Source organism: Microbacterium sp. B35-30, assembly GCF_010634855.1.
In the GTDB taxonomy this organism is placed as follows: Bacteria; Actinomycetota; Actinomycetes; order Actinomycetales; family Microbacteriaceae; genus Microbacterium.
In genome coordinates this window covers 158,000-177,989 of record NZ_MWLQ01000014.1, presented here as the reverse complement: position 1 = coordinate 177,989, position 19,990 = coordinate 158,000, and the positions used below count along the sequence as shown (strand labels likewise).

12 protein-coding genes are annotated in these 19,990 nt (G+C 70.3%); 5 read left to right on the top strand and 7 right to left on the bottom strand.

The features are described 5' to 3' along the window. Positions 1-22: 22 nt before the first annotated feature. The 3 genes from B2K11_RS08370 to B2K11_RS08360 form a co-directional block, all read right to left on the bottom strand. Positions 23-907, bottom strand: a complete 885-nt coding sequence (locus tag B2K11_RS08370; RefSeq protein ID WP_163617807.1) for an alpha/beta hydrolase fold domain-containing protein — start codon at positions 905-907, stop codon at positions 23-25. Positions 908-1,058: 151 nt separating this feature from the next. After that, entirely contained in the window at positions 1,059-2,225 is a 1,167-nt protein-coding gene (gene rhaI / locus B2K11_RS08365) for an L-rhamnose isomerase (RefSeq protein ID WP_163617806.1), read from the bottom strand. After that, positions 2,222-2,593 (bottom strand): L-rhamnose mutarotase, encoded by a 372-nt coding sequence (locus B2K11_RS08360; protein ID WP_204260054.1) that lies wholly within the window; start codon positions 2,591-2,593, stop codon positions 2,222-2,224. Before B2K11_RS08360 ends, rhaI begins: the two co-directional genes overlap by 4 nt. A 263-nt stretch (positions 2,594-2,856) precedes the next feature. Between B2K11_RS08360 and B2K11_RS08355 the strand changes: the two genes are divergently transcribed. Beyond that, positions 2,857-3,639 (top strand): hypothetical protein, encoded by a 783-nt coding sequence (locus B2K11_RS08355; protein WP_163617804.1) that lies wholly within the window; start codon positions 2,857-2,859, stop codon positions 3,637-3,639. 12 nt (positions 3,640-3,651) lie between these two features. On the opposite strand, the gene B2K11_RS08350 is transcribed toward B2K11_RS08355, so the two are convergent. From B2K11_RS08350 to B2K11_RS08340, 3 genes are all read right to left on the bottom strand, one after another. Further along, the gene (locus tag B2K11_RS08350) at positions 3,652-4,560 is read right to left on the bottom strand and encodes a carbohydrate ABC transporter permease (protein WP_239525863.1); all 909 of its coding nucleotides are present in this window, start codon (positions 4,558-4,560) and stop codon (positions 3,652-3,654) included. Then, a complete protein-coding gene (locus tag B2K11_RS08345; RefSeq protein ID WP_163617803.1) occupies positions 4,557-5,477 on the bottom strand; it encodes a sugar ABC transporter permease in 921 nt (306 codons plus the stop codon). The genes B2K11_RS08350 and B2K11_RS08345 overlap by 4 nt, the downstream gene beginning before the upstream one ends. An 83-nt stretch (positions 5,478-5,560) precedes the next feature. Next, the gene (locus B2K11_RS08340) at positions 5,561-6,868 is read right to left on the bottom strand and encodes an ABC transporter substrate-binding protein (protein ID WP_163617802.1); all 1,308 of its coding nucleotides are present in this window, start codon (positions 6,866-6,868) and stop codon (positions 5,561-5,563) included. A gap of 267 nt (positions 6,869-7,135) precedes the next feature. Here B2K11_RS08340 and B2K11_RS08335 point away from each other — a divergent pair, with 267 nt between their 5' ends. The 3 genes from B2K11_RS08335 (at position 7,136) to B2K11_RS08325 (ending at position 13,833) form a co-directional block, all read left to right on the top strand. Then, on the top strand, positions 7,136-9,823 hold the full coding sequence (locus tag B2K11_RS08335; protein ID WP_163617801.1) for an alpha-L-rhamnosidase: 2,688 nt from the start codon (positions 7,136-7,138) through the stop codon (positions 9,821-9,823). 59 nt (positions 9,824-9,882) lie between these two features. After that, the gene (locus B2K11_RS08330; protein ID WP_163617800.1) at positions 9,883-12,708 is read left to right on the top strand and encodes an alpha-L-rhamnosidase; all 2,826 of its coding nucleotides are present in this window, start codon (positions 9,883-9,885) and stop codon (positions 12,706-12,708) included. Between the two features lie 117 nt (positions 12,709-12,825). Next, positions 12,826-13,833 carry a LacI family DNA-binding transcriptional regulator gene (locus B2K11_RS08325; RefSeq protein WP_163617799.1) on the top strand — a complete coding sequence of 336 codons (1,008 nt, stop codon included), beginning with the start codon at positions 12,826-12,828 and terminating at the stop codon, positions 13,831-13,833. 24 nt (positions 13,834-13,857) lie between these two features. Here the strand turns inward: B2K11_RS08325 and B2K11_RS08320 are convergent, their stop codons facing one another. After that, the gene (locus B2K11_RS08320; RefSeq protein ID WP_163617798.1) at positions 13,858-16,734 is read right to left on the bottom strand and encodes an FAD-binding and (Fe-S)-binding domain-containing protein; all 2,877 of its coding nucleotides are present in this window, start codon (positions 16,732-16,734) and stop codon (positions 13,858-13,860) included. Positions 16,735-16,796: 62 nt separating this feature from the next. Between B2K11_RS08320 and B2K11_RS08315 the strand changes: the two genes are divergently transcribed. Beyond that, positions 16,797-19,988, top strand: coding sequence for a glycoside hydrolase family 2 TIM barrel-domain containing protein (locus B2K11_RS08315; RefSeq protein ID WP_239525862.1), 3,192 nt, complete (start codon positions 16,797-16,799; stop codon positions 19,986-19,988). Positions 19,989-19,990 lie beyond the last annotated feature (2 nt).

The window sequence follows — 19,990 nt, the reverse complement described above, 5'->3', positions numbered from 1 at the left end:
CTTCTGAGGTGGCTGATGTCGCTCAGGCGAATGAGGCGGGAGCGGAGGCGGGTGCTGCGAGGCGAGCACCGGCGAGGGACAGGGAGGCGAGGCGGGTCGCGAAGCGAGCGAGGGTGACGGATGCCGCGGGCTCCTGCGGGCGGTTCAGATGACCGTGATCGGTGCCCGGCTCGGTGACGACCTCGATCGGACGCCCGGCAGCCCGCAGGGACGCGGCGAACGCCTCACCCGAGACGCGGAGCTCGTCGACATCGCCGTTGACCATGAGCGTGGGCGGGAACTCCGCGAGATCGTCAGGGCGGGCGTTCCCGGGAATCGCCGCGAGCGGCGCGTCGTCGATCGGGCCGCCCAGATAGTTCTCGTACATGGCGCGGACCATCTCCGGCCGGAACCGGTCGGCCGCGGGCTGCGCGTCGAGCGCGGCACGGAGCGCGGCATCCGGCGCCGGCTGCACCGCGAGCAGCGTGGGGTAGGCGAGCAGCACGAGGGCCGGAAGGTTCACCGCCCGTCGTTCGATGAGTCGCAGGGTCGCCCCGGCGGCGAGGTTGCCGCCGGCGCTGGTGCCGCCGATCGCGAGCCGCTCGGGATCGATCCGCAGGCGGCCCGCGTTGTCGACGGTCCACGACCATGCGGCGAGCATGTCATCGGATGCCGCGGGGTAGTGGTCGCCGCCGCTCGTCCGGCCGGCCGCATCCCATCCTTCGGGAACGGGGGCGAGGCGGTAGTCGACCGAGACGACCGTCGTGCCGCGGGCGGCGAGCTGCTCGGCGACCCAGTCGGACTCGGGCATGTCGAGGTCGCCGAACGCGAACGCGCCGCCGTGCGCCCACACGAGTCCGGTGCCGTGGGGCTCACGGGCGGGGTAGACGCGCACGAGGCCGTCGGCGGCGGAGTAGGGCTCGCTCATCTGGATCCTTCGGGTCCGGACCCGGCAGCAGTGCCGGGATCGAGGTGGTGCACCGGGGGTGTGGGGATCGGCATCCCACACCCCCGGTGGGTCTTGGTCCGCGTCAGCGGCCGGGGGTTTGGGGCGTAGCCCCATTGGGTGCTGTACGAGGTCAGGCGCCCCAGCCGGCCTGCGTGCCGCCGACGCGGTCCGCGGCGATCTGCTGCTGGTAGCCGGATGCCGCGTACGCGGCCATCGGGTCGGCGGCGAGTCCGCGGGACTCGCGCCACTCGGCCAGAGCGGGGCGGACGTCCGTGTAGAACGCGTCCATGAAGACGGCGTTGGCGCCGAGCACGTCGTTCGCCTGCTGCGCCGCGGCGAGGGCGTCGCGGTCGACGAGGAGGGCCCGCGCGGTCATCTCCTGCACGTTCAGCACCGAGCGGATCTGGCCGGGGATCTTGTCCTCGACGTTGTGGCACTGGTCGAGCATGAACGCCACGTCGGGGTTGTTGAGCCCGCCGCCGCGCACCACTTCGAAGATGATGCGGAACAGCTGGAACGGGTCGGCCGCGCCCACGATGAGGTCGTCGTCGGCGTAGAAGCGCGAGTTGAAGTCGAACGAGCCGAGCTTTCCGAGGCGCAGCAGCTGCATGACGATGAACTCGATGTTGGTGCCGGGCGCGTGGTGGCCGGTGTCGAGGCAGACCATCGCCTTGTCGCCGAGGGAGGCGACCTGCGCGTAGGACGTGCCCCAGTCCGGAACGTCGGTGTGGTAGAACGCCGGCTCGAAGAACTTGTACTCCAGCACCAGCCGCTGCTCGTCCGACAGGCGGTCGTAGATCTTCTGCAGCGAGTCCTGCAGGCGGTCCTGACGCGCGCGGATGTCGGCCTGCCCCGGGTAGTTGGATCCCTCGGCGAGCCAGATCTTCAGGTCGCGCGAGCCGGTGGCGTCCATGATGTCGATGCACTCGAGGTGGTGGTCGATCGCCTTGTTGCGGATGCGGTCGTCGTGGTGCGTGAGCGCCCCGAACTTGTAGTCCTCGTCCTGGAACGTGTTCGAGTTGATGGTGCCGAGGCTCACGCCGAGGTCTTCGGCGTGGCGGCGCAGGTCGGCGTAGTCGTCGACCTTGTCCCACGGGATGTGCAGGGCCACGCTGGGCGCGAGCTTCGTGTAGGCGTTGACCTGCGCGGCGTCCGCGATCTTCTCGTACGGGTCGCGCGGCGTGCCGGCGGTCGTGAAGACGCGGAAGCGTGTGCCGGAGTTGCCGAACGCCCAGCTCGGCAGTTCGATGCCCTGGCCTTCGAGGGCGGACAGGATGTCGGGTGACAGCGTCGTCATGATGCGTTGCTTTCGTTGTCGGATGCCGCGGCCGAAGCTGCGGCGAGTTGGTCGTGCAGGTGGAAGATCTCGGTGAGGGGGGTGGCCGCCTGATCGGGCCGGCCATCGAGGCCGACGAAGAAACGCCCCATCTCGGCCTCCCAGCGGCCGGCGACCTCGGAGTTCGCGAGAAATGCCTGGGCCGCCTCGTCGTCGTCGGTCTCGTAGTACCCGATGAGGCGCCCGCCCTCGCCCAGGAAGAGCGAGTAGTTGCGGCGGCCGGAGGCCTCGATCTCGGCGAGCATCTCGGGCCAGACCGGGGTGTGGCGGGCGACGTACTCGTCGAGCAGTTCGGGGCGTACCAGGAGCTGGAAGCAGACCCGCCGCACGCCCGCGCCCTGGTGCGCCGACGCGCTGCGCAGAGCCTCAGGACGCCCGTGTCCGGCTGGCGTGGTCTCGCTCGTCATGGCGTGGTGTTCCTTCGTGTGTGGCCGTGGTGTCGGCGGTGACAGGCCATCGGGGCGCTGAATCGTTTCAACGATACGACATCTTTTCGACCCCCGCAACCGGAAAGCGCTTCCCGTCGAATCGTACGCGGTCGGGCGTCGTGGTGTCGATAGCGTGGTGCCCGACCCGATGCGAAGGAGCACACGTGGAGCAGCACGAACGGGCGCTGGCCGCCTATGTCGATTCGGTGCGCGAGCAGCCCGGCGCGCTGGCGGTCGTCGCGATCGGATCGGTGGCGCAGGGCAGGGAGCGTGCGGACTCCGACGTCGATGTGTACTTCGTCGTCGACGACGAGCGCTTCGCCGCCGAGACCGCGGCGGGACGATTCGCCTGGATCGAGCGGTACGGGGTGGATTATCCCGGCTCGTACATCGACATCAAGCTCGCGAGCCCCTCGTACCTCGAGACGGCGGCTCAGCGGGCCGACGACCCGACGCGTGCCTCGTTCCGCGGCGCTCGCGTCGCCTGGAGCGTGCTCCCAGAGATCGAGCCCACGCTCGAGCGGATCGTCACCCTGCCCGACGACGTGTGGGACGAACGTGTCCGCTCCCACCTTTCGCAGGCGCGGTTGTACGGCGGGTACTTCCTGCGTCAGGCGGTCGAGCGCGACGACGAGTTCCTGCGCCGCCACGCCGGGCTGCACCTGACGCTCGCGGCCGCACGTGCGGCCCTCGCCGCGGCGCACGTCATGATGCCGGGCCCGAAGTACATCTCGAAGCTGGTGCGGTCCGTTCCCACCCCGGACGGTTTCGTCGAGGCGTGGGAACGGGCCGTCGCCGATCCCGATGCGCAATCCGGAGAAGCGCTGCTCGGCATCCTGTTCGAATGGCTCGGCGGTGGGCTCACTCAGGAGGAGACGCTGTCGATCTTCATCCGCGACAACGAGCTCGCCTGGCTCCGCGGGACCGTCCCCGCGGAGTTCTGGTGAACGCACGGCGCATCACCCCTTGACCGCTCCGCTGGTCATACCCGCGACGATCTGCCGGTTGAAGAAGATGTACATGATCAGCGGCGGGATGGTGATGAGCAGGATGTCCATGAACAGCAGGTTCCACTCCGTGAGGTTCTGGCTGGAGAAGCTGTAGAGGGTCACCTGGACCGTCGCGTTCGCCTCGCCGGGCAGGAAGTACAGCGGGTTGGTGAAGTCGTTGAACACATTGACGGCCTGCACCACGATGACCGTGATCACGACCGGCTTCAGCAGCGGCAGCACGACCTGGAAGAACAGCCGGATCGGCCCGGCGCCGTCGATGGTAGCCGCCTCGTCGAGCTCACGCGGGATGGTCGCGACGAAGGCGCGGAACAGCAGTATGCAGAACGAGAGTCCGAAGGTGACCTCGATGAGGATCATGCCGGGCATCGTCTTGAACAGTCCGAGTCCCTGCATCACCCAGATGGTCGGCACGACGGCGGGCGGCACGATGAGTCCGGCGAGCACGAAGAAGTTGATGAGGTGGTTCCAGCGGGACTTGCGACGCTGCAGCACGTAGCCGACCATGGCGGCGAGCACGACCATGATCGCGACGCTCGCCACGGTCAGGATCGTGCTGTTCACGAACGCGCGGACGAGGATGAAGTCCCGCGTCTGCAGCACCGTGAGGAAGTTCTCCCACAGGTACCAGCCCTGCTGAGGCAAAGAGAACTCGAGAAGCGATGACTCCTGCGAGTTCTTCGCGGCCGTGAGGAAGATGAAGACGAACGGCACGATGAAGACGACGATCGACAGCAGGATCGCGATGATGCCGAGCAGGTACTTGCGCAGGAAGCGCCGGACGGTCATGGGGCGGCGGTCGGCACGCGGGATCCGCCCCTTGGTGTCAGCGGTGGTGATGGCGCGGGTGAGGGTCATGATTCCACCTGCCGGCGAGTGAGGAGGTACTGAATGGGGATGATGATCGCCGCGACGACGAGGAAGAGGACGACGTTGCCCGCGGTCGACAGGCCGTAGAAACCGGCCTGGTATTGCTTGTAGACCACCGACGCGATGACGTCGCTGGAGAACCCGGGACCACCGCGGGTCATTGCCCAGATGAGCTCGAACGATCGCAGCCCGCCGATGAGCGACAGGAGCACCACAGTCGCCGTCGCGGGGCGCACCAGCGGCAGCGTGATGTGCCAGAAGTTCTTCCACGCCCCGGCGCCGTCGACCTTCGCCGCCTCGTAGTACTCCTGCGGGATCGCCACGATGCCCGCGATGTAGATCAGCGTCGCGATGCCGACGCCCTTCCAGATGTCGACGAGCGCGATCGAGTAGATCGCAAGAGCGGGATCGGTCAGCCAGTCCGGGCCGTCGATGCCGAAGGCGGCGAGCGACTTGTTGATGAGACCGTCGAACGGGTCCATCAGCACCTTGAAGGTGACCCCGACGCCGATGGTCGAGACGAGCACCGGGAAGAAGATCGTCGAGCGCAGGTAGCCGCGGCCGAGGATGGCTCCGGTCAGCAGCACCCCCAGGGCGAGTCCCAGCACGACCTTCGCTCCCGACGTCAGGAACGCGTAGATGAAGGTGTTGATGAGGCTCTGGAACATCATCGGCTCGGTGAAGAACGTCACGAAGTTGTCGAGCCCGATGAAGGTGGAGTCGAACAGCGTCCATCTCGTCAGTGCGAAGTAGAACGACGCGAACGTCGGGACAGCGAAGAGGACGATGTAGAGCACCGCGGACGGGATGTAGAACCACGTCGGGTACATGCTCTTCATGGACTTGCGCTTGGCGCGTGGCGGTGGGGCGGTCTTCTCGCGCGGGCGTTCCGCGATGCTCGTCATTGTCATCTCCGTTGATGTCGTCGGGGGTCGCGCCGCGGACGACGCGACCCCCACAGGTTTACTGCGATATCAGGCCCGGTGGGTCACCAGCCCTCGAGGCCGAGCTGCTGAGCCTGCTTGACGACATCCTCGTCGTACAGGGCCGCGCCGTCCTCCGCTGAACGGATGCCGGAGCCCACCTCGACGGTGATGTTCTCGAGGTTCGGTCCCTTGATCGGGGAGAGGAACTCGAGCGCGGGGTTGGTGTTGCCCTCGTCGAAGTACGGCTGCATGTCCTTCAGGAGCCCGGGCACGTCGTCGGGGAGCGTGCAGGCGCTGGTCGCGAACGGCCCGCTCGGCACCATCACCGTGGTCTGGACCTCGCAGCCGCCGGGCGAATTGAGGAACTCGACGAACGTCTTCGCGGCCTCCAGTTGGTCACCCTCGGTGGTCTTCGGGATGTAGACCGCGTTGGGCAGCCACACCGTGAGCTTGGTGTCCTCGGCGTTCTGCGCGGGCAGGGGGAACACGCCGATGTTCTCGAGCTCGTCGGGGTAGTTCTGCTGGAAGGTCGAGACGATGCCGGTCAGGATCGGGTAGTGCGCACCCTCGCCCGTGGCGACCATGCGAGCGCCGTCGTCGTACAGCGCGGACGCGAAGTCCTCATTCCACCACCCTGCTTCGAACCCCGCCTGCTGGTTGGCGAACCCCGCCAGCGCGGGCTCGTCGACGTACTTGCGCTCGCCCGCGGTGTAGTCCTCGGCCCAGTCCGGGTCCTGCGCGAGCACGTTGCCGAAGTCGCCCAGGATGAACAGCTGGCTCGTCCAGGTGTCGCCGTAGGTCTGGATGACCGGCGTGATGCCGGCGGCCTTGATCGCCTCGTTGTTGGCGGCGAACTCGTCCCACGATGTGGGCACCTCGAGCCCGAGGTCGGCGTAGACCTGCTTGTTGTAGACGACGGCGCCGGCCTGCGTCGCGCCGAACGGCGCCCCGTAGATGCCGTTCTCCGTCGACACGACGGGAGTCATGGTGTCGAGGAGGTCGTCCACCCAGGGCTCGTCGTCGAGGGGCACCAGGTTCTGGTCGGGGTTCATCGCCTGGAACAGCGATCCCGAGTTGTAGTAGAAGACGTCCTCCATCTCGCCGGTGGCGAGCTTGGTCTTGATGAGGTTGTCGCCCTCGGTGCCTGCGGGCTGGGTCTCCAGTCGCACCGTGATGTCGTCGTGCTCGGCCTCGAACGCCTCGATCAGCGCCTCAGCGACCTCGACGTTCGTGCCCGTGTTCTGCGTCAGGAACGAGATCTCGACAGTGCCGTCGTCACTGCCACCACCACTGCATGCGGCCAGCGGCACAGCCAGTGCCACGATGCCCGCACCCGCGAGGAGCAATCTCCTGGTCGGGGAGCTCTTCATCTTTACCTCCTTGTAAAGCTGAGCGGATGGTCCGCCCACGCTGCCGGATTCCCTGGTGCTTCTGCCGAGCGGAGTCGATGCCCTCAGGGCATTGAAACCATTCAACCCTCGTAAGGTACGTCCGTTCGAGGGCCGGGTCAACAGGCGATCGGGAACTTATCCGTCACGATCGTGTAACGGTCTACACTTCGATTGACAAGAACCATGAATCGTTTCACGATGGTGGAGCGGGTCGGCGATGCGGCCGACCGACGAAAGGACACAGCCATGACGGCTCTTCCCTCTCCCTCGGCAGTGGATGCCGCGACGCGCGTCGTCGCACTCCGCACGCAGCACGGGACCGGCCTCCTCGGTGTGCCCCGCGCAGGCCTGCGTCTGAGCTGGCGCGCCGAGACCGACGACGCCGGTGCCCGGATCGAGGGCTACCAGCTCGCAGAGGGTCCCGAGGGTGCCGAGATCGTCGCGTCGGAGCCCGTCGCATCCACCCGCACTGCGGGCGTCGCGATCCCCGGAGCGCTCGCGCCCCGCGAGCGCCGCGCCTTCGCGGTGCGGGTCGCGACGACGACCGGCTGGACCGCGTGGAGCGAGCCGATCGTGGTCGAGGCCGGCGTCGAGGGCGCCGACCTCGAGGCGGCCGTCATCGGCACCGACACGCCCGCCGACGGACCCGTCCCACTGCTGCGCACCGAGTTCCCCCTCGATGGCGTGCCCGCGTCGGCGCGCCTGCGCCTCAGCGCTCTCGGCCTCGTCGACGCGTGGATCAACGGCGCGCGCGCCACCGATGCGCTGCTCACGCCGGGCTGGACCTCGTACCAGGAGCGCGTCCTCGTCGACACCGTCGACGTCACCCCGCTGCTGCGCGAGGGGACGAACGTCGTCGTGCTCGCCGTGGCCGACGGCTGGTACCGCGGCAGCTTCGGCTTCGCGCGGCGCCAGGCGATCTACGGTGATCGGACCGGGGCCCTCGCGCAGCTCGAGGCCGACGGCGAGATCGTGGCGAAGACGGATGCCTCGTGGCAGGCCGGCTTCGGAGCCGTGCGCAGCGCCAGCATCTACGACGGCACCGTGACCGACCTGCGCCTCGACGACCCCGCCGTTCACCAGCCGGGTTTCGCCCCGGACGGCTGGCGCGCGGCATCCGTCATCGACATCGACCCGGCACGGTTCGAGCCGCGGTCCGCAGCGCCGGTACGCGTCGTCGCCGAGTTGCCCATGCAGGCCTCCGCCCACGACGGACGCACGCGCCTCGACGGCGGGCAGAACGTGTCGGGCTGGGTGCGACTGACCGTTCGCGGCCACGCCGGCGATGTCGTGACCGTGCGCCACGCGGAGGTGCTCGAGCCCTCGGGCGACCTGCACGTGAAGGCTTTGCGGTCGGCGAAGGCCACCGACGTCTACACGCTCGATCGCGACGGCGAGCACACGCTCGAGCCGGCGTTCACGTTCCACGGCTTCCGCTACGCCGACGTCGAGGGCGCCGAAGTCGTCTCGGCGACCGCCGTCGCCATCTCGAGCGACCTCGCTCCCCGCAGCACGTTCTCGTCATCGCACGAGGCGCTCGACCGCTTCCACTCGAACGTCTTCTGGTCGCAGCGCGACAACTTCGTGTCAGTGCCGACCGACTGCCCGCAGCGCGACGAGCGCCTCGGCTGGACCGGTGACGCCCAGGCGTTCGCCGCGACGGCGAACACGCTCATGGACACCGAGGCGTTCTGGATGTCGTGGCTGCGCGACCTCGAGATCGACCAGACCGACTCCGGCGGCGTGCCGGCGGTCGTGCCCGACATCATCCGCCCGCAGGACATGCTGATGGGCGGCGTGCCGACCGAGAACATGGGCCGTGCGGGATGGGCGGATGCCGCGACCATCGTGCCGCTCGCGGTGTACGAGTCGTACGGATCGACGGAGGTGCTCGCGCGCCAGCGGGGCAGCATGCGGCGCTGGGTGGAGCACCTCCGCCGCCGCGCCGGCGACGGCATCGTGCTGCCGACCGGCGACTTCCAGTTCGGCGACTGGCTCGATCCCGATGCGCCCGGCGACCGGCCGTGGGAGGCGAAGGTCTCGAGCGACTTCGTGTCGAACGCGTTCTACGCGCACTCGGCTCGTCTGCTCGCCCGCGCCGAGCGGATCCTCGGTGACGAGGACAGCGCCGCGGAGTACGACGCGCTCGCCGACCGCGTCACCGCCGCCACCTTCGAGCGCTGGGGTGAGGAGGCGGTCCTCACGCAGAGCGGTGCCGCGATCGCCCTCGAATTCGGACTCGCGCCCACCGGACGCCGGGCCGAGATCGCCGACGGCCTCGCCGAGAACGTGCGCCGTGAGAGCGGCCGTATCGCCACGGGCTTCCTCGGCACCCCGCTCGTGCTCTTCGCGCTGTCGCGCAGCGGCCACCTCGACGAGGCGTACCTCATGCTGCTCCGCCGTGAGGCGCCGTCGTGGCTGTACCAGGTCGACCGCGGCGCGACGACCGTGTGGGAGCGCTGGGACGCGATCCTGCCCGACGGCAGCATCCACTCGGGCGCGATGGACGCCCTGCCGACCGAGGACGCGTCCGAGGACGACACCGGCATGCTCTCGTTCAACCACTACGCCTATGGGGCGATGATCGACTGGGTGTACCGCACGGTGGCGGGCCTCGCTCCGGATGCCGACGATCCCGGGTATCGCACCGTGCACGTCGCCCCGCGGCCCGCGCTCGGGCTGTCGCACGCGTCGGCGTCGATCGACACCCCGCAGGGCCGTCTGGCGATCGACTGGCGCGTCGACGGCGGGGTGTTCGAAGCCACGCTCGAGGTGCCGTTCGGCGCGCGCGCCCTGCTCGATCTCCCCGTCACGGCGCAATCCACCGCCACCGTCGGCGGGGCCCCGGCGCCCGCCGAGCTCCGCCACGGCACGCACCGCATCGTCGTCACCGCACCCGCGGTCGCGGCATCCGGCGCCGTCGTGCCGGCCTGATCTCGACATCCGTGCCCCCAGACGATCCCCACCACACCGACCATCCCCAGAGGAGTGCCATGAGCAGCCCCGTTCCGTACATCGTCATCGACGCACCGCACGGCAGCGACGTCGTCGCGTCGCCCGCCCCCGAGCTCGGCTGGCGCACCGAGACCACGACGCCGGACTGGCTGCAGGCGGGCGCCGACATCGAGCTCACGCGTGACGGCGACCCGTCGACGCACCACATCGACGGGCGCGCCTCCACGCGCGTCGCCTGGCCGTTCGCTCCGCTCGCGCCGCGCGAGCAGGTGTCGCTGCGCGTGCGGGTGACCGGCGAAGACGGTGCGCAGGGTGAGTGGAGCGCGCCGCGCCGCGTCGTGGCCGGCTTCCTCGGCGCCGACGAATGGCAGGCGGCGACCATCGGATTGGCCTCGCCGTCCGAGACCGCGCAGCCCGCGTACCTCCGCACCGAGTTCGAGGCGACCGGTCCGGTCGCCCGCGCCACCCTCTACGCGACCGCGGTCGGCGTGTACCAGGTGGCGATCGGGGGCGTCGACGTGGACGACCAGGTGATGAAGCCGGGCTGGACGCCGTACGAGCAGCGCACGATCCACGAGACGACCGACGTCACCGCCCTCATCGCGGAGGGGCGCAACGCGATCGGCGTGCGGGTGGCCGGAGCGTGGGCGACCGAGCGCTTCGGGTTCCGCGACAGTGCGCGCCCGCTCTACGGCGACCAGCCGAGGTTCGCCGCGCAGCTGCTCGTCGAGTACGCCGACGGATCGAGCGAGTGGGTGGTGACGGATGCCTCGTGGCAGGCGTCGACCGGACCGATCACCGCCAGCGGGCTCTACGCGGGCGAGGACTACGACGCCCGCTTGGCGCTCGTCGACGGCGAGGGCCGCGGCTTCGCCGAGGCGGGCTTCGCGGCCGAGGGCTGGGAGGCGGCTGCCGAACAGGAGCCGATCCACGCGCCCGAGGCACGGGTGTCGCCGTTCGTGCGGCGCATCGAAGAGCTGAGCGTTCAGGAGGTCATCACCACCCCGAGCGGCAAGACGGTGCTCGACTTCGGGCAGAACCTCGTCGGGCGGCTGCGCATCCGGGTGTCGGGTCCGGCGGGCGCCGAGGTCACGCTGAAGCATGCCGAGGTGCTTGAGCACGGTGAGCTCGGCACGCGGCCGCTGCGTGCCGCCGCGGCGACCGACCACTACACGCTCGCGGGCGACGGGATCGAGGAATGGGAGCCCGAGTTCACCTTCCACGGGTTCCGCTACGCCGAGGTCGAGGGATGGCCCGGCGAGTTCGACCCGGCGGCCGTCACAGCGGTCGTGATCCACAGCGACATGGAGCGCACCGGCTGGTTCGAGGCATCCGATCCCCTCGTCAACCAGCTGCACGAGAACATCGTGTGGGGGCTGCGCGGCAACTTCCTCTACCTGCCGACCGACTGCCCGCAGCGCGACGAGCGCCTCGGCTGGACCGGCGACATCCAGGTGTTCGCACCCACCGCGTCGTTCCTCTACGACGTGCGCGGGTTCCTCGACTCCTGGCTGCGCGATCTCGCGCTGGAGCAGGTGGACGGCGTCGTGCCGTTCGTCGTGCCCAACGTGCTCGGCGCCGCCCGGCCAGCCGCCGCGTGGGGCGATGCGGCGACCATCGTGCCGTGGGTGCTCCACGAGCGCTACGCCGATGTCGCCACCGTCGGACGCCAGTACCCGAGCATGAAGGGCTGGGCCGACGCGCTCATCGAGCTCGCAGGTCCGCGTCGCCTGTGGGAGGGCATGTTCCAGTTCGGCGACTGGCTCGATCCCGATGCGCCCCCGCACCTTCCGGCGAACGCCAAGACGGATGCCGACATCGTGGCGTCGGCGTACCTCTTCCGGTCGGCGGATGCCGTCGCCCGCGCGGCGGCGCTCCTCGGCGAGGACGACGAGGCCCGGCAGTACGCGGCTATCGCCGAGGAGGTGCGCACCGCGTTCCTCACCGAGTACGTGACCCCGGCCGGCCGCATGATGTCGGACGCCCAGACCGCGTACGCGATGGCGATCGTGTTCGACATCGCGCCCGCCGACCAGCAGCAGGTGCTCGGTGCGCGACTGGCCGAGCTCACACGCCTGTCGGGCTACCGCATCGGCACGGGATTCGTCGGCACGCCGATCATTCAGGACGCCCTCACCCGCACCGGGCACCTCGAGACGGCGCGGCGCCTGCTCACGCAGACCGAGAACCCGTCGTGGCTGTACCCGGTGACGATGGGTGCGACGACGATCTGGGAGCGGTGGGACTCCATGCTGCCTGACGGCTCGATCAACCCGGGCGAGATGACCTCGTTCAACCACTATGCGCTGGGCGCGATCGGCGACTGGCTGCACCGCGTCGTCGCCGGTCTCGCGCCGGAGGAGCCCGGGTACGCGCGGCTGCGCATCGAGCCGCACCCGCTCACGGACTTCGACCACGCGTGGGCCGAGCACCTCACCCCCTACGGCACCGCCCGTGCCGGCTGGAGCCGCCGGGATGGCGTGGTGCGGGTCGAGGCGGTCGTCCCGCCGAACACGACGGCGGTGGTCGTGCTCCCCGACGGGCGCGAGCTCGAGGTCGGGTCGGGGACCCACGAGTGGGAGGTGCAGGATGCCGCACCGCCGGTCGCCGCCACCCGCGTCGGCCTCGAGTCGACTCTGGCGGAGGTCATCGACGACCGGGAGGCATATCGTGCGATCGTCGAGGTGCTCGAGGCGGCGAAGCCTGAGGCGGCGCACGCCTTCCGCACGAACACCAAGTGGTCGCAGCGCCGCGAGCTCGGCGAGGCGCTGTTCATGCACGCCGGACCCGGCACGCAGCGCCGGATCGCGGAGCGTCTCGCCGAGCTGTCGGCGCAGCGCGAGGAGGCGAGGGTCGATGCCTGACCGGCCGCCGGGGAGGCGGGCGACCGCCTCCCCGGCCGCGCCGCCCGCGGCCCGTCGATGCCGAGGCGCGGCTGTGCCCTACACTCGCGGACAGCGGCAGGAAGTCGGAGGGGCGCCATGGTGGTGAGTGTGCGGGATGTCGCGGCTGCGGCATCCGTCTCCGTCGGCACGGTGTCGAACGTGCTCAACCGGCCGGAGAAGGTGTCGCCCGCGACCGTCGAGCGCGTGACGCAGGCGATCGAGGAGCTCGGCTTCGTGCGCAATGACGCCGCCCGTCAGCTGCGGGCGGGGCGCAGCCGCAGCATCGCGCTCATCGTGCTCGACGCGGGCAACCCGTTCTTCGCGGAAGTCGCGCGCGGGGCGGAGGACCGGGCCGCCGAGGCGGGCATGAGCGTGCTGCTCGGCAACAGCGACGAGCGCTCCGATCGCGAGGACGCGTACGTCGAGCTGTTTCGTGAGCAGCGGGTCAACGGGGTGCTCGTCACACCGGTCGACGGCGACCTCGGGCGGCTCGAGCGTCTCCGCACCGGCGGTGTGCCCGTCGTGCTCGTCGACCACGAGGATTCGGCGCGGGCGTTCGGGTCGGTCTCCGTCGACGACGTCGAGGGGGGCTACCTCGCGGTGTCGCATCTGCTGTCGACCGGCCGCCGGCGCGTCGCCTTCATCGGCGGCCCGGGTTCGATCCGCCAGGTGGCGGATCGCCTCGAGGGCGCGCGACGCGCCATCGCCGAGGTGCCCGGTGCGACCCTCGAGGTCATCGAGATGTCGGCCCTCTCGGTGCTGCAAGGACGCGAGGCGGGCGAGCTGCTCCGGGCCCGGACCGCGGCGGACCGTCCGGACGCGGTGTTCGCGGCCAACGACCTGCTCGCGGTCGGCGCGCTGCAGGCCTTCACGCTCATGTCCGACCTGAAGGTGCCGCGCGACATCGCGCTGATCGGCTACGACGACATCGACTTCGCATCGGCCACCGTGGTGCCGCTGAGCTCGATCCGCCAGCCGGCGCATCTCATCGGCTACACCGCCGTCGACCTGCTCCTCAAGGACATCGAGGCTCCAGGCGGGGAGCACGAGCGCACGGTGCGCTTCCAGCCGGAACTCGTCGTCCGCGAGTCGACCGCCGGCTGAGGCCGATCGGGTCGGAGGCGCCGGCTACGGGCGGGTCGCTTCCTCGAGGAGCTCGAGCACGTGCCGGTAGTCCGAGCCGGTCGCGCGGGTCATGCCGAGCTCGCACGTGCGGTTGCATGACGCGTGCGCATCGGCGCCGAGCGCCCGCACCTCCGTCGCTTCGGACGCCGTGGCCGACGCCGTGAGCTCGGGATGCAGCATCCCGCGATCGCCCGCGAATCCGCAGCACGACCAGGCGTCCGGCACGACGACCTCGTCGGCGACGGCTCCCGCGACGCGGCGCAGCGCCGGGTCGAGCCCGAGCTGGGTCGACGAGCACGTCGGATGCAGGGCGAGCGTGCCGACGAGCGGCGTCGGGGTACCGAGCCGGGGCAGCAGGACGCGATCGGTGAACGCCACGGCGTCTTCGACGCGGATGTCGACCCCGGCATCGGCGAGCAGATGGATGAAGCCCTCGGTGCAGCTGGAGGCATCCGTCACGAGAGTCAGTTCGCCATCGCGCGATGACTCCACGATCGCCGCGGCCACGCGCCCCGCCATCACCTCGCGACCACCCGCGTAGCCCTTCGACGTCCACGGCGTGCTGCAGCACAGCGAGTCGACCTGCTCGGGCACCAGAAGCCGCACTCCCGCGCGCTCGGCGAGCCTGCGGAACGCCTCGGTCACGCCGACGCCGTCGCCCGCGGGTCCGAACATGGTGTTGACGCATGCCGGCAGGTACACGGCGACCGGCGCGCCTTCGCCCGCCCCGACGCTGCCGCCGAGACGCGCGCGTGCCCGCCCGCCGCGGGGCAGGTCGCCGGAATAGCGCGGAACCGTGTCGGCGCCGAGGACGGCGCGGCCGAGGTCGGTCGTCGCGGTGACGAGCCCGGCCGGAAGGCTCTCGGCCACCGTGAGACCGGCGCTCGCGACGCGCGTCGCGGCGCCCCAAGCGTGCGCAGCGCCCTTCCATACCGCGCTCGCCGTTGGGCCGGCGTCCTGGCGTCGCAGCCGCTTGACGAGGCTCCCGGTGTTGATCAGCACCGGGCAGGCGGTCTGGCACATGCCGTCCACCGCGCAGGTGTCGATGCCGGCGTAGTCGTAGTCGCGCTCCAGCTCGCGGACAAGGGCCTGATCACCGGATGCCTCCGCCCGGGCGATCGCGCGGCGCGTGACGATGCGCTGCCGGGGCGTGAGCGTCAGATCCTTGCTCGGGCAGACCGGCTCGCAGTACCCGCACTCGACGCAGCGGTCGGCCTCGGGCTCGATCGGGTCGGCCAGCTTGATGTGCCGGAGGTGGGCGCTCGGATCGTCGTCGATGATCACGCCCGGGTTGAGGATCCCGCTCGGGTCGCAGAGCGCCTTGAGCTCGCGCATGACCTCGTACAGCTCGTCGCCGTATTGGCGACGCACATACGGCGCCATCACACGTCCCGTGCCGTGCTCGGCCTTGAGGTTGCCGCCGGCGCCGAGCACGAGGTCGACCATGTCTTCGGTGAACGCCGAGTAGCGCGTGAGCTGGTCGGGCGACTCGAAGCGGTCGGTCAGCATGAAGTGGATGTTGCCGTCCTTGGCGTGCCCGAAGATCACGCTGTCGCGGTAGGCGTACTGCTCGAACAGCGACTGCAGACGGGCGCACGTCGCGGCGAGGCGCTCGACCGGCACCACGACGTCTTCGAGGAGCGCGGTCGTCCCGCTGGGACGCGCTCCCGCCACCGACGCGTACAGACCCTTGCGGAGCTTCCACGCGGCAGCCCGCACGGCCGCATCGGTCGAGAACGACGCGGCGGCTTCGAGCGGGAGTGCGGCGAGTGCGCGTGCGCCGCCCGCCACGAGCGCTGTCAGCTCGTCCTCGTCGTGCCCGTGGTACTCGACGAGGAGCGCGGCCTGGTCGCGCACCGTCAGGCCCGTGATCTCGCGCGGGGCACCGGCGAGCGACTGCCCGACGCGCAGTGAGGTGGCATCCATGAGCTCGAGGGTTGCCGCACCCGTCGCGACGAGTTCGGGCAGGGCCTGGGTCGCGGCATCCAGATCGGGGAAGACGGTGAGGGCCGTGGCCATGCGCGGCAGGATCGGCACGGTCCGGTAGGTCGCCTCGGCGACGAAGGCCAGTGTGCCCTCGCTGCCGACGACGAGGTGGGCGAGCAGCTGCGCGGGCGCGTCGAAGTCGAGGAACGCGTTGATCGCGTAGCCCATCGTGTTCTTCATGGCGAACTGGCGCCGGATGATGTCGACCGACCGCGGATCGGAGACGACGCGCTCGCGCAGCCGCACGAGGCGGTCTACGAGGTCGGGTTCGGCGGCACGGAGCGCCGCGTCGGCGTCGGGTGCGCCCGAGTCGACGACCGTGCCCGAGGGCAGGACGAACACGAGCGACTCGAGGGTGCGGTAGGTGTTCTCGGTGATGCCGCATGCCATGCCGCTGGAGTTGTTGTTGACGACGCCGCCGATGGTGCAGGCGAGCTCGCTGGCCGGGTCGGGTCCGAGCCGATAGCCGTGCCGAGCGAGGCGGGCGTTCACCTGGCGAACGGTCGCACCCGGCTGCACGCGCACCCGACGGCCGCCGTCGAGCACGTCGATGTGCCGGAACCGCTGGCGCACGTCCACGAGCAGCCCGTCGGTGGATGCTTGACCCGACAGGCTCGTGCCGCCGGAGCGGAACGTGAGCGGGGTCGCGCCGGCGCTCGCCGCGCGCATGACGCGGCCCACCTCCGCCGCGTCGGCGGCGACCAGCACGGCCTGCGGGGTGAGGAGGAAGTGCGAGGCGTCGCTCGCGTACGCGACACGGTCGATGGCGCGCGTCTTGAGACGTGACGCCTCGGCCACGGTGCGGGCGATGGCGTCGGGTACGTGGGCCGGGGACAGCGTCGCGGCGGCGGGCGTGGCCGCGGGCGTGGCCGAGGCACCGGCGTTCCTTCGCATGGGGACTCCTCGCTGAGCTAGACTGCAATCGCATTCAAGAGAGAATGGATATGCAAGCTCCTATGGACATGCAGACTAGCCGATCGACGACCGCCTTCTCCAGCGGGCCGGAATCAGCCGAGGCTTCCACACCGGACCGTCCGTACTGGGAGAGCACGACCCCGGGAGCGGGCAGACGGATGCCCCGCGCCGACGCGACCGGCGATGCCGCGGTGCTGAGCCTCAACGGGCAGTGGCGCTTCCGGCTCTGGCCGACGGCCGCCGGCACAGGCGTCGCCTTCCTCTCCGCCGAGTTCGACGACTCCACGTGGGATGCGATGCCGGTGCCGTCGCACTGGGTGCTCGAGGAGTTCACGCCGCTCGCCGGGGGTGCCGCCCGCCGCATGCTCGGCACCGAGGAGGGCCCGCTCTACACGAACACCGCGTACCCGATCCCGCTGGATCCGCCGCGGGTCTCGACCGAGAACCCGACCGGCGACTATCGGCTCGTCTTCGACGTCGCGGCCGACTTCGGGCCTGCGGTGCTGAGATTCCAAGGCGTCGACTCCTGCGCCAAGGTATGGCTCAACGGCGAGGAGCTCGGCTGGTCGACGGGCAGCCGCCTGCCGTTCGAGTTCGACGCACCGGTGCGCGCCGGCCGCAACGTGCTGTGCGTGAGGGTCCACCGCTGGTCGGCGGGCACCTACCTCGAAGACCAGGACATGTGGTGGCTCCCCGGCATCTTCCGCGATGTCGAGCTGCTCTCGCGTCCGGCCGGCGCGATCGACGACCACTTCGTGCACGCCGATTACGACGCCGCGACGGGCGTCGGCACGCTGCGGGTGGATGCCTCCACCGATGCCGTCGTCGAGATCCCCGAGCTCGGCATCCGCATGTCCGCCGGAGAGACCGCGACGGTCGACGTCGAGCCGTGGAGCGCTGACCGCCCGCGCCTGTACCGGGGCACCCTGCGCTCGAGCGGCGAGACCATCGAACTCGCCGTCGGGTTCCGCCGCGTCGAGATCGTCGACGGAGTGTTCACCGTCAACGGTCGCCCTGTGACGTTCCGCGGAGTCAACCGGCACGAGCATCACCCCGACACCGGCCGTGCGCTCGACCGCGACACGATGATCCAGGACATCGTGATGATGAAGCGCGCGAACATCGACGCCGTGCGCACGAGCCACTACCCGCCGCATCCGGAATTCCTCAGGCTCTGCGACGAGTACGGCCTGTGGGTCGTGGTCGAAGTCGACCTCGAGACCCACGGCTTCATCTACGAGGGATGGGCGCACAATCCGCCGGCCCTGCCCGAGTGGCGCGAAGCCCTCATGGACCGACTGCGGCGCACCGTGGAGCGCGACAAGAACCGCCCGAGCGTCGTCGTGTGGTCGCTGGCGAACGAGAGCATGACCGGCGACGGCTTCGGCGACATGCGGCGGTGGCTCGATGAGCGCGACCCCTCGAGGGCGGTGCTGTACGAGCGCGACCCGAGCTATCGCGACTCCGACCTCTATTCGCTGATGTACCCGTCGCTCGAGCTGCTCGAGCAGATCGGCCGGCGAGAGGAGCCGCGCGGCGGGCGGCTCAGCATGCACGGCATGGTGTTCGGCGAGGGGGATGCGGTGGCGCCGCTGCCCGATGGCGTCACCGAGGCCGACGAGGAGCGTCGGCGGGGGCTGCCGTTCCTTCTCGTCGAGTACGCCCACGCGATGGGCAACGGCCCCGGCTCGTTGCAGGATTACTGGCGCATCATCAACGGGCACCAGCGGCTGTGCGGTGCGTTCGTCTGGGAGTGGATCGATCACGGCTTCCACGCGGTGACCGCCGACGGCGTGCCGTTCGTGATGCACGGCGACGACGTCGAGTACGAGCCGCGGGGCGGTCGTTTCAGCCTGCACGGCCTCGTGTTCAGCGACCGGACGCCGACTCCGGGCCTGGTCGAGCTGGCCAAGGCGCACGAGCCGGTGTCGATGAAGTTCGACGATCGCCGGGTGTACATCACGAACAACCGACATTGTGCAGACACATCCGATCTCGTCTTCCGCTGGTCCGTCGAGGCCGCGGGCGAGACCGTCGCGAGCGGAGTGCTGCCGGCGCAGACGGTGGCGTCGGGCGAAGCGCTGGGCGTGGAGATTCCGGATGCCGCGACCGCCGCTCTCGCCGACCCCGACGCGTCCGGAGCCGGCGAGATCGTGCTCACTGTCGAGGCCGCTCTCGCTGCCGAGGCGCTCTGGGCTCCGGCGGGTCACGTGATCGCCTGGGCCCAGCGCTTCGCGTCTGCTGCGGTTGCGGGCGGGACGGCGCCCGCGCCTCTGGGCGGCGAGCTGCCGTCACCGCGGGAGACCCCCGCAACGGTCGTTGCCGGGCCCCCGGGTGGTGTGCGCGCTGCCGATGAGCGGCGCAGCGAGGATGACGGCACAGCTGCCGCGGATCGCGGCTCCGCCATCCCACTCGGAGCGGGACGATTCGACGCTGAGACCGGTCGTCTGGTGCGGCTCGGCGACCTCGAGATCGACGGCCCCGTGCTCGACCTGTACCGCGCACCCACGGAGAACGACCAAGGGCAGGGCGACCTCAACAACGTCGCGGCGGTGTGGCGCAAGACGATGCTGCACCGGCTGCTGCATCGGGTGGACGCAGTCGCCGCGGGCGATGGGCGGCTGCGGGTGACGGGGCGGACGGCGCCGCGGACGCACCCGCATGGGGTTGACTGGACGATGACATGGACCCCGGACGGCGACGGACTCCTGCTCGACGTCGAGGTCGACTTCGTCGGGCCGTGGGCTGATACGCCGTACATGCACCGCGACATCCGGGTGCCGCGACTGGGCCTTCTCTTCGGGCTGCCGGGTGCTGCTGAGCGCGTCACGTGGTTCGGCCGAGGGCCAGGCGAGACGTACGCCGACTCCTACGAGGGATCGCGCGTGGGGCGGTTCGAACGCTCGATCGACGACCTGCAGGTGCCCTATCCGGTGCCGCAGGAGAACGGCAACCATGTGCAGACGCGCCGGCTCGAGGTGGCGGGCCCTGGCATCCCGTCGCTGCGGGTCGAGGGGCGTCCGCACTTCGACTTCACCGCCCGCCGCTGGACCTCTCACGATCTCGACGGTGCGGCCAAACCGCATCAGCTGGTCGACGCGGGGCGCGTGTGGCTCAACATAGATCACGCGCAGCAGGGGCTGGGTTCGGCATCCGTCGGTCCAGCTCTTCCCGAGCGGTACCGGATTGCGCGCGAGCGCACCGCGTGGAGCGTGCGGCTCGAATCGCGGTGAAC

Bases quoted from the DNA above. Each gene is read 5' to 3' on its own strand.
- B2K11_RS08370 (WP_163617807.1), bottom strand. From the start codon at position 907: ATGAGCGAGCCCTACTCCGCCGCCGACGGCCTCGTGCGCGTCTACCCC.
- rhaI (WP_163617806.1), bottom strand. From the start codon at position 2,225: ATGACGACGCTGTCACCCGACATCCTGTCCGCCCTCGAAGGCCAGGGC.
- B2K11_RS08350 (WP_239525863.1), bottom strand. From the start codon at position 4,560: ATGACCCTCACCCGCGCCATCACCACCGCTGACACCAAGGGGCGGATC.
- B2K11_RS08345 (WP_163617803.1), bottom strand. From the start codon at position 5,477: ATGACGAGCATCGCGGAACGCCCGCGCGAGAAGACCGCCCCACCGCCA.
- B2K11_RS08340 (WP_163617802.1), bottom strand. From the start codon at position 6,868: ATGAAGAGCTCCCCGACCAGGAGATTGCTCCTCGCGGGTGCGGGCATC.
- B2K11_RS08335 (WP_163617801.1), top strand. From the start codon at position 7,136: ATGACGGCTCTTCCCTCTCCCTCGGCAGTGGATGCCGCGACGCGCGTC.
- B2K11_RS08330 (WP_163617800.1), top strand. From the start codon at position 9,883: ATGAGCAGCCCCGTTCCGTACATCGTCATCGACGCACCGCACGGCAGC.
- B2K11_RS08325 (WP_163617799.1), top strand. From the start codon at position 12,826: ATGGTGGTGAGTGTGCGGGATGTCGCGGCTGCGGCATCCGTCTCCGTC.
- B2K11_RS08320 (WP_163617798.1), bottom strand. From the start codon at position 16,734: ATGCGAAGGAACGCCGGTGCCTCGGCCACGCCCGCGGCCACGCCCGCC.
- B2K11_RS08315 (WP_239525862.1), top strand. From the start codon at position 16,797: ATGGACATGCAGACTAGCCGATCGACGACCGCCTTCTCCAGCGGGCCG.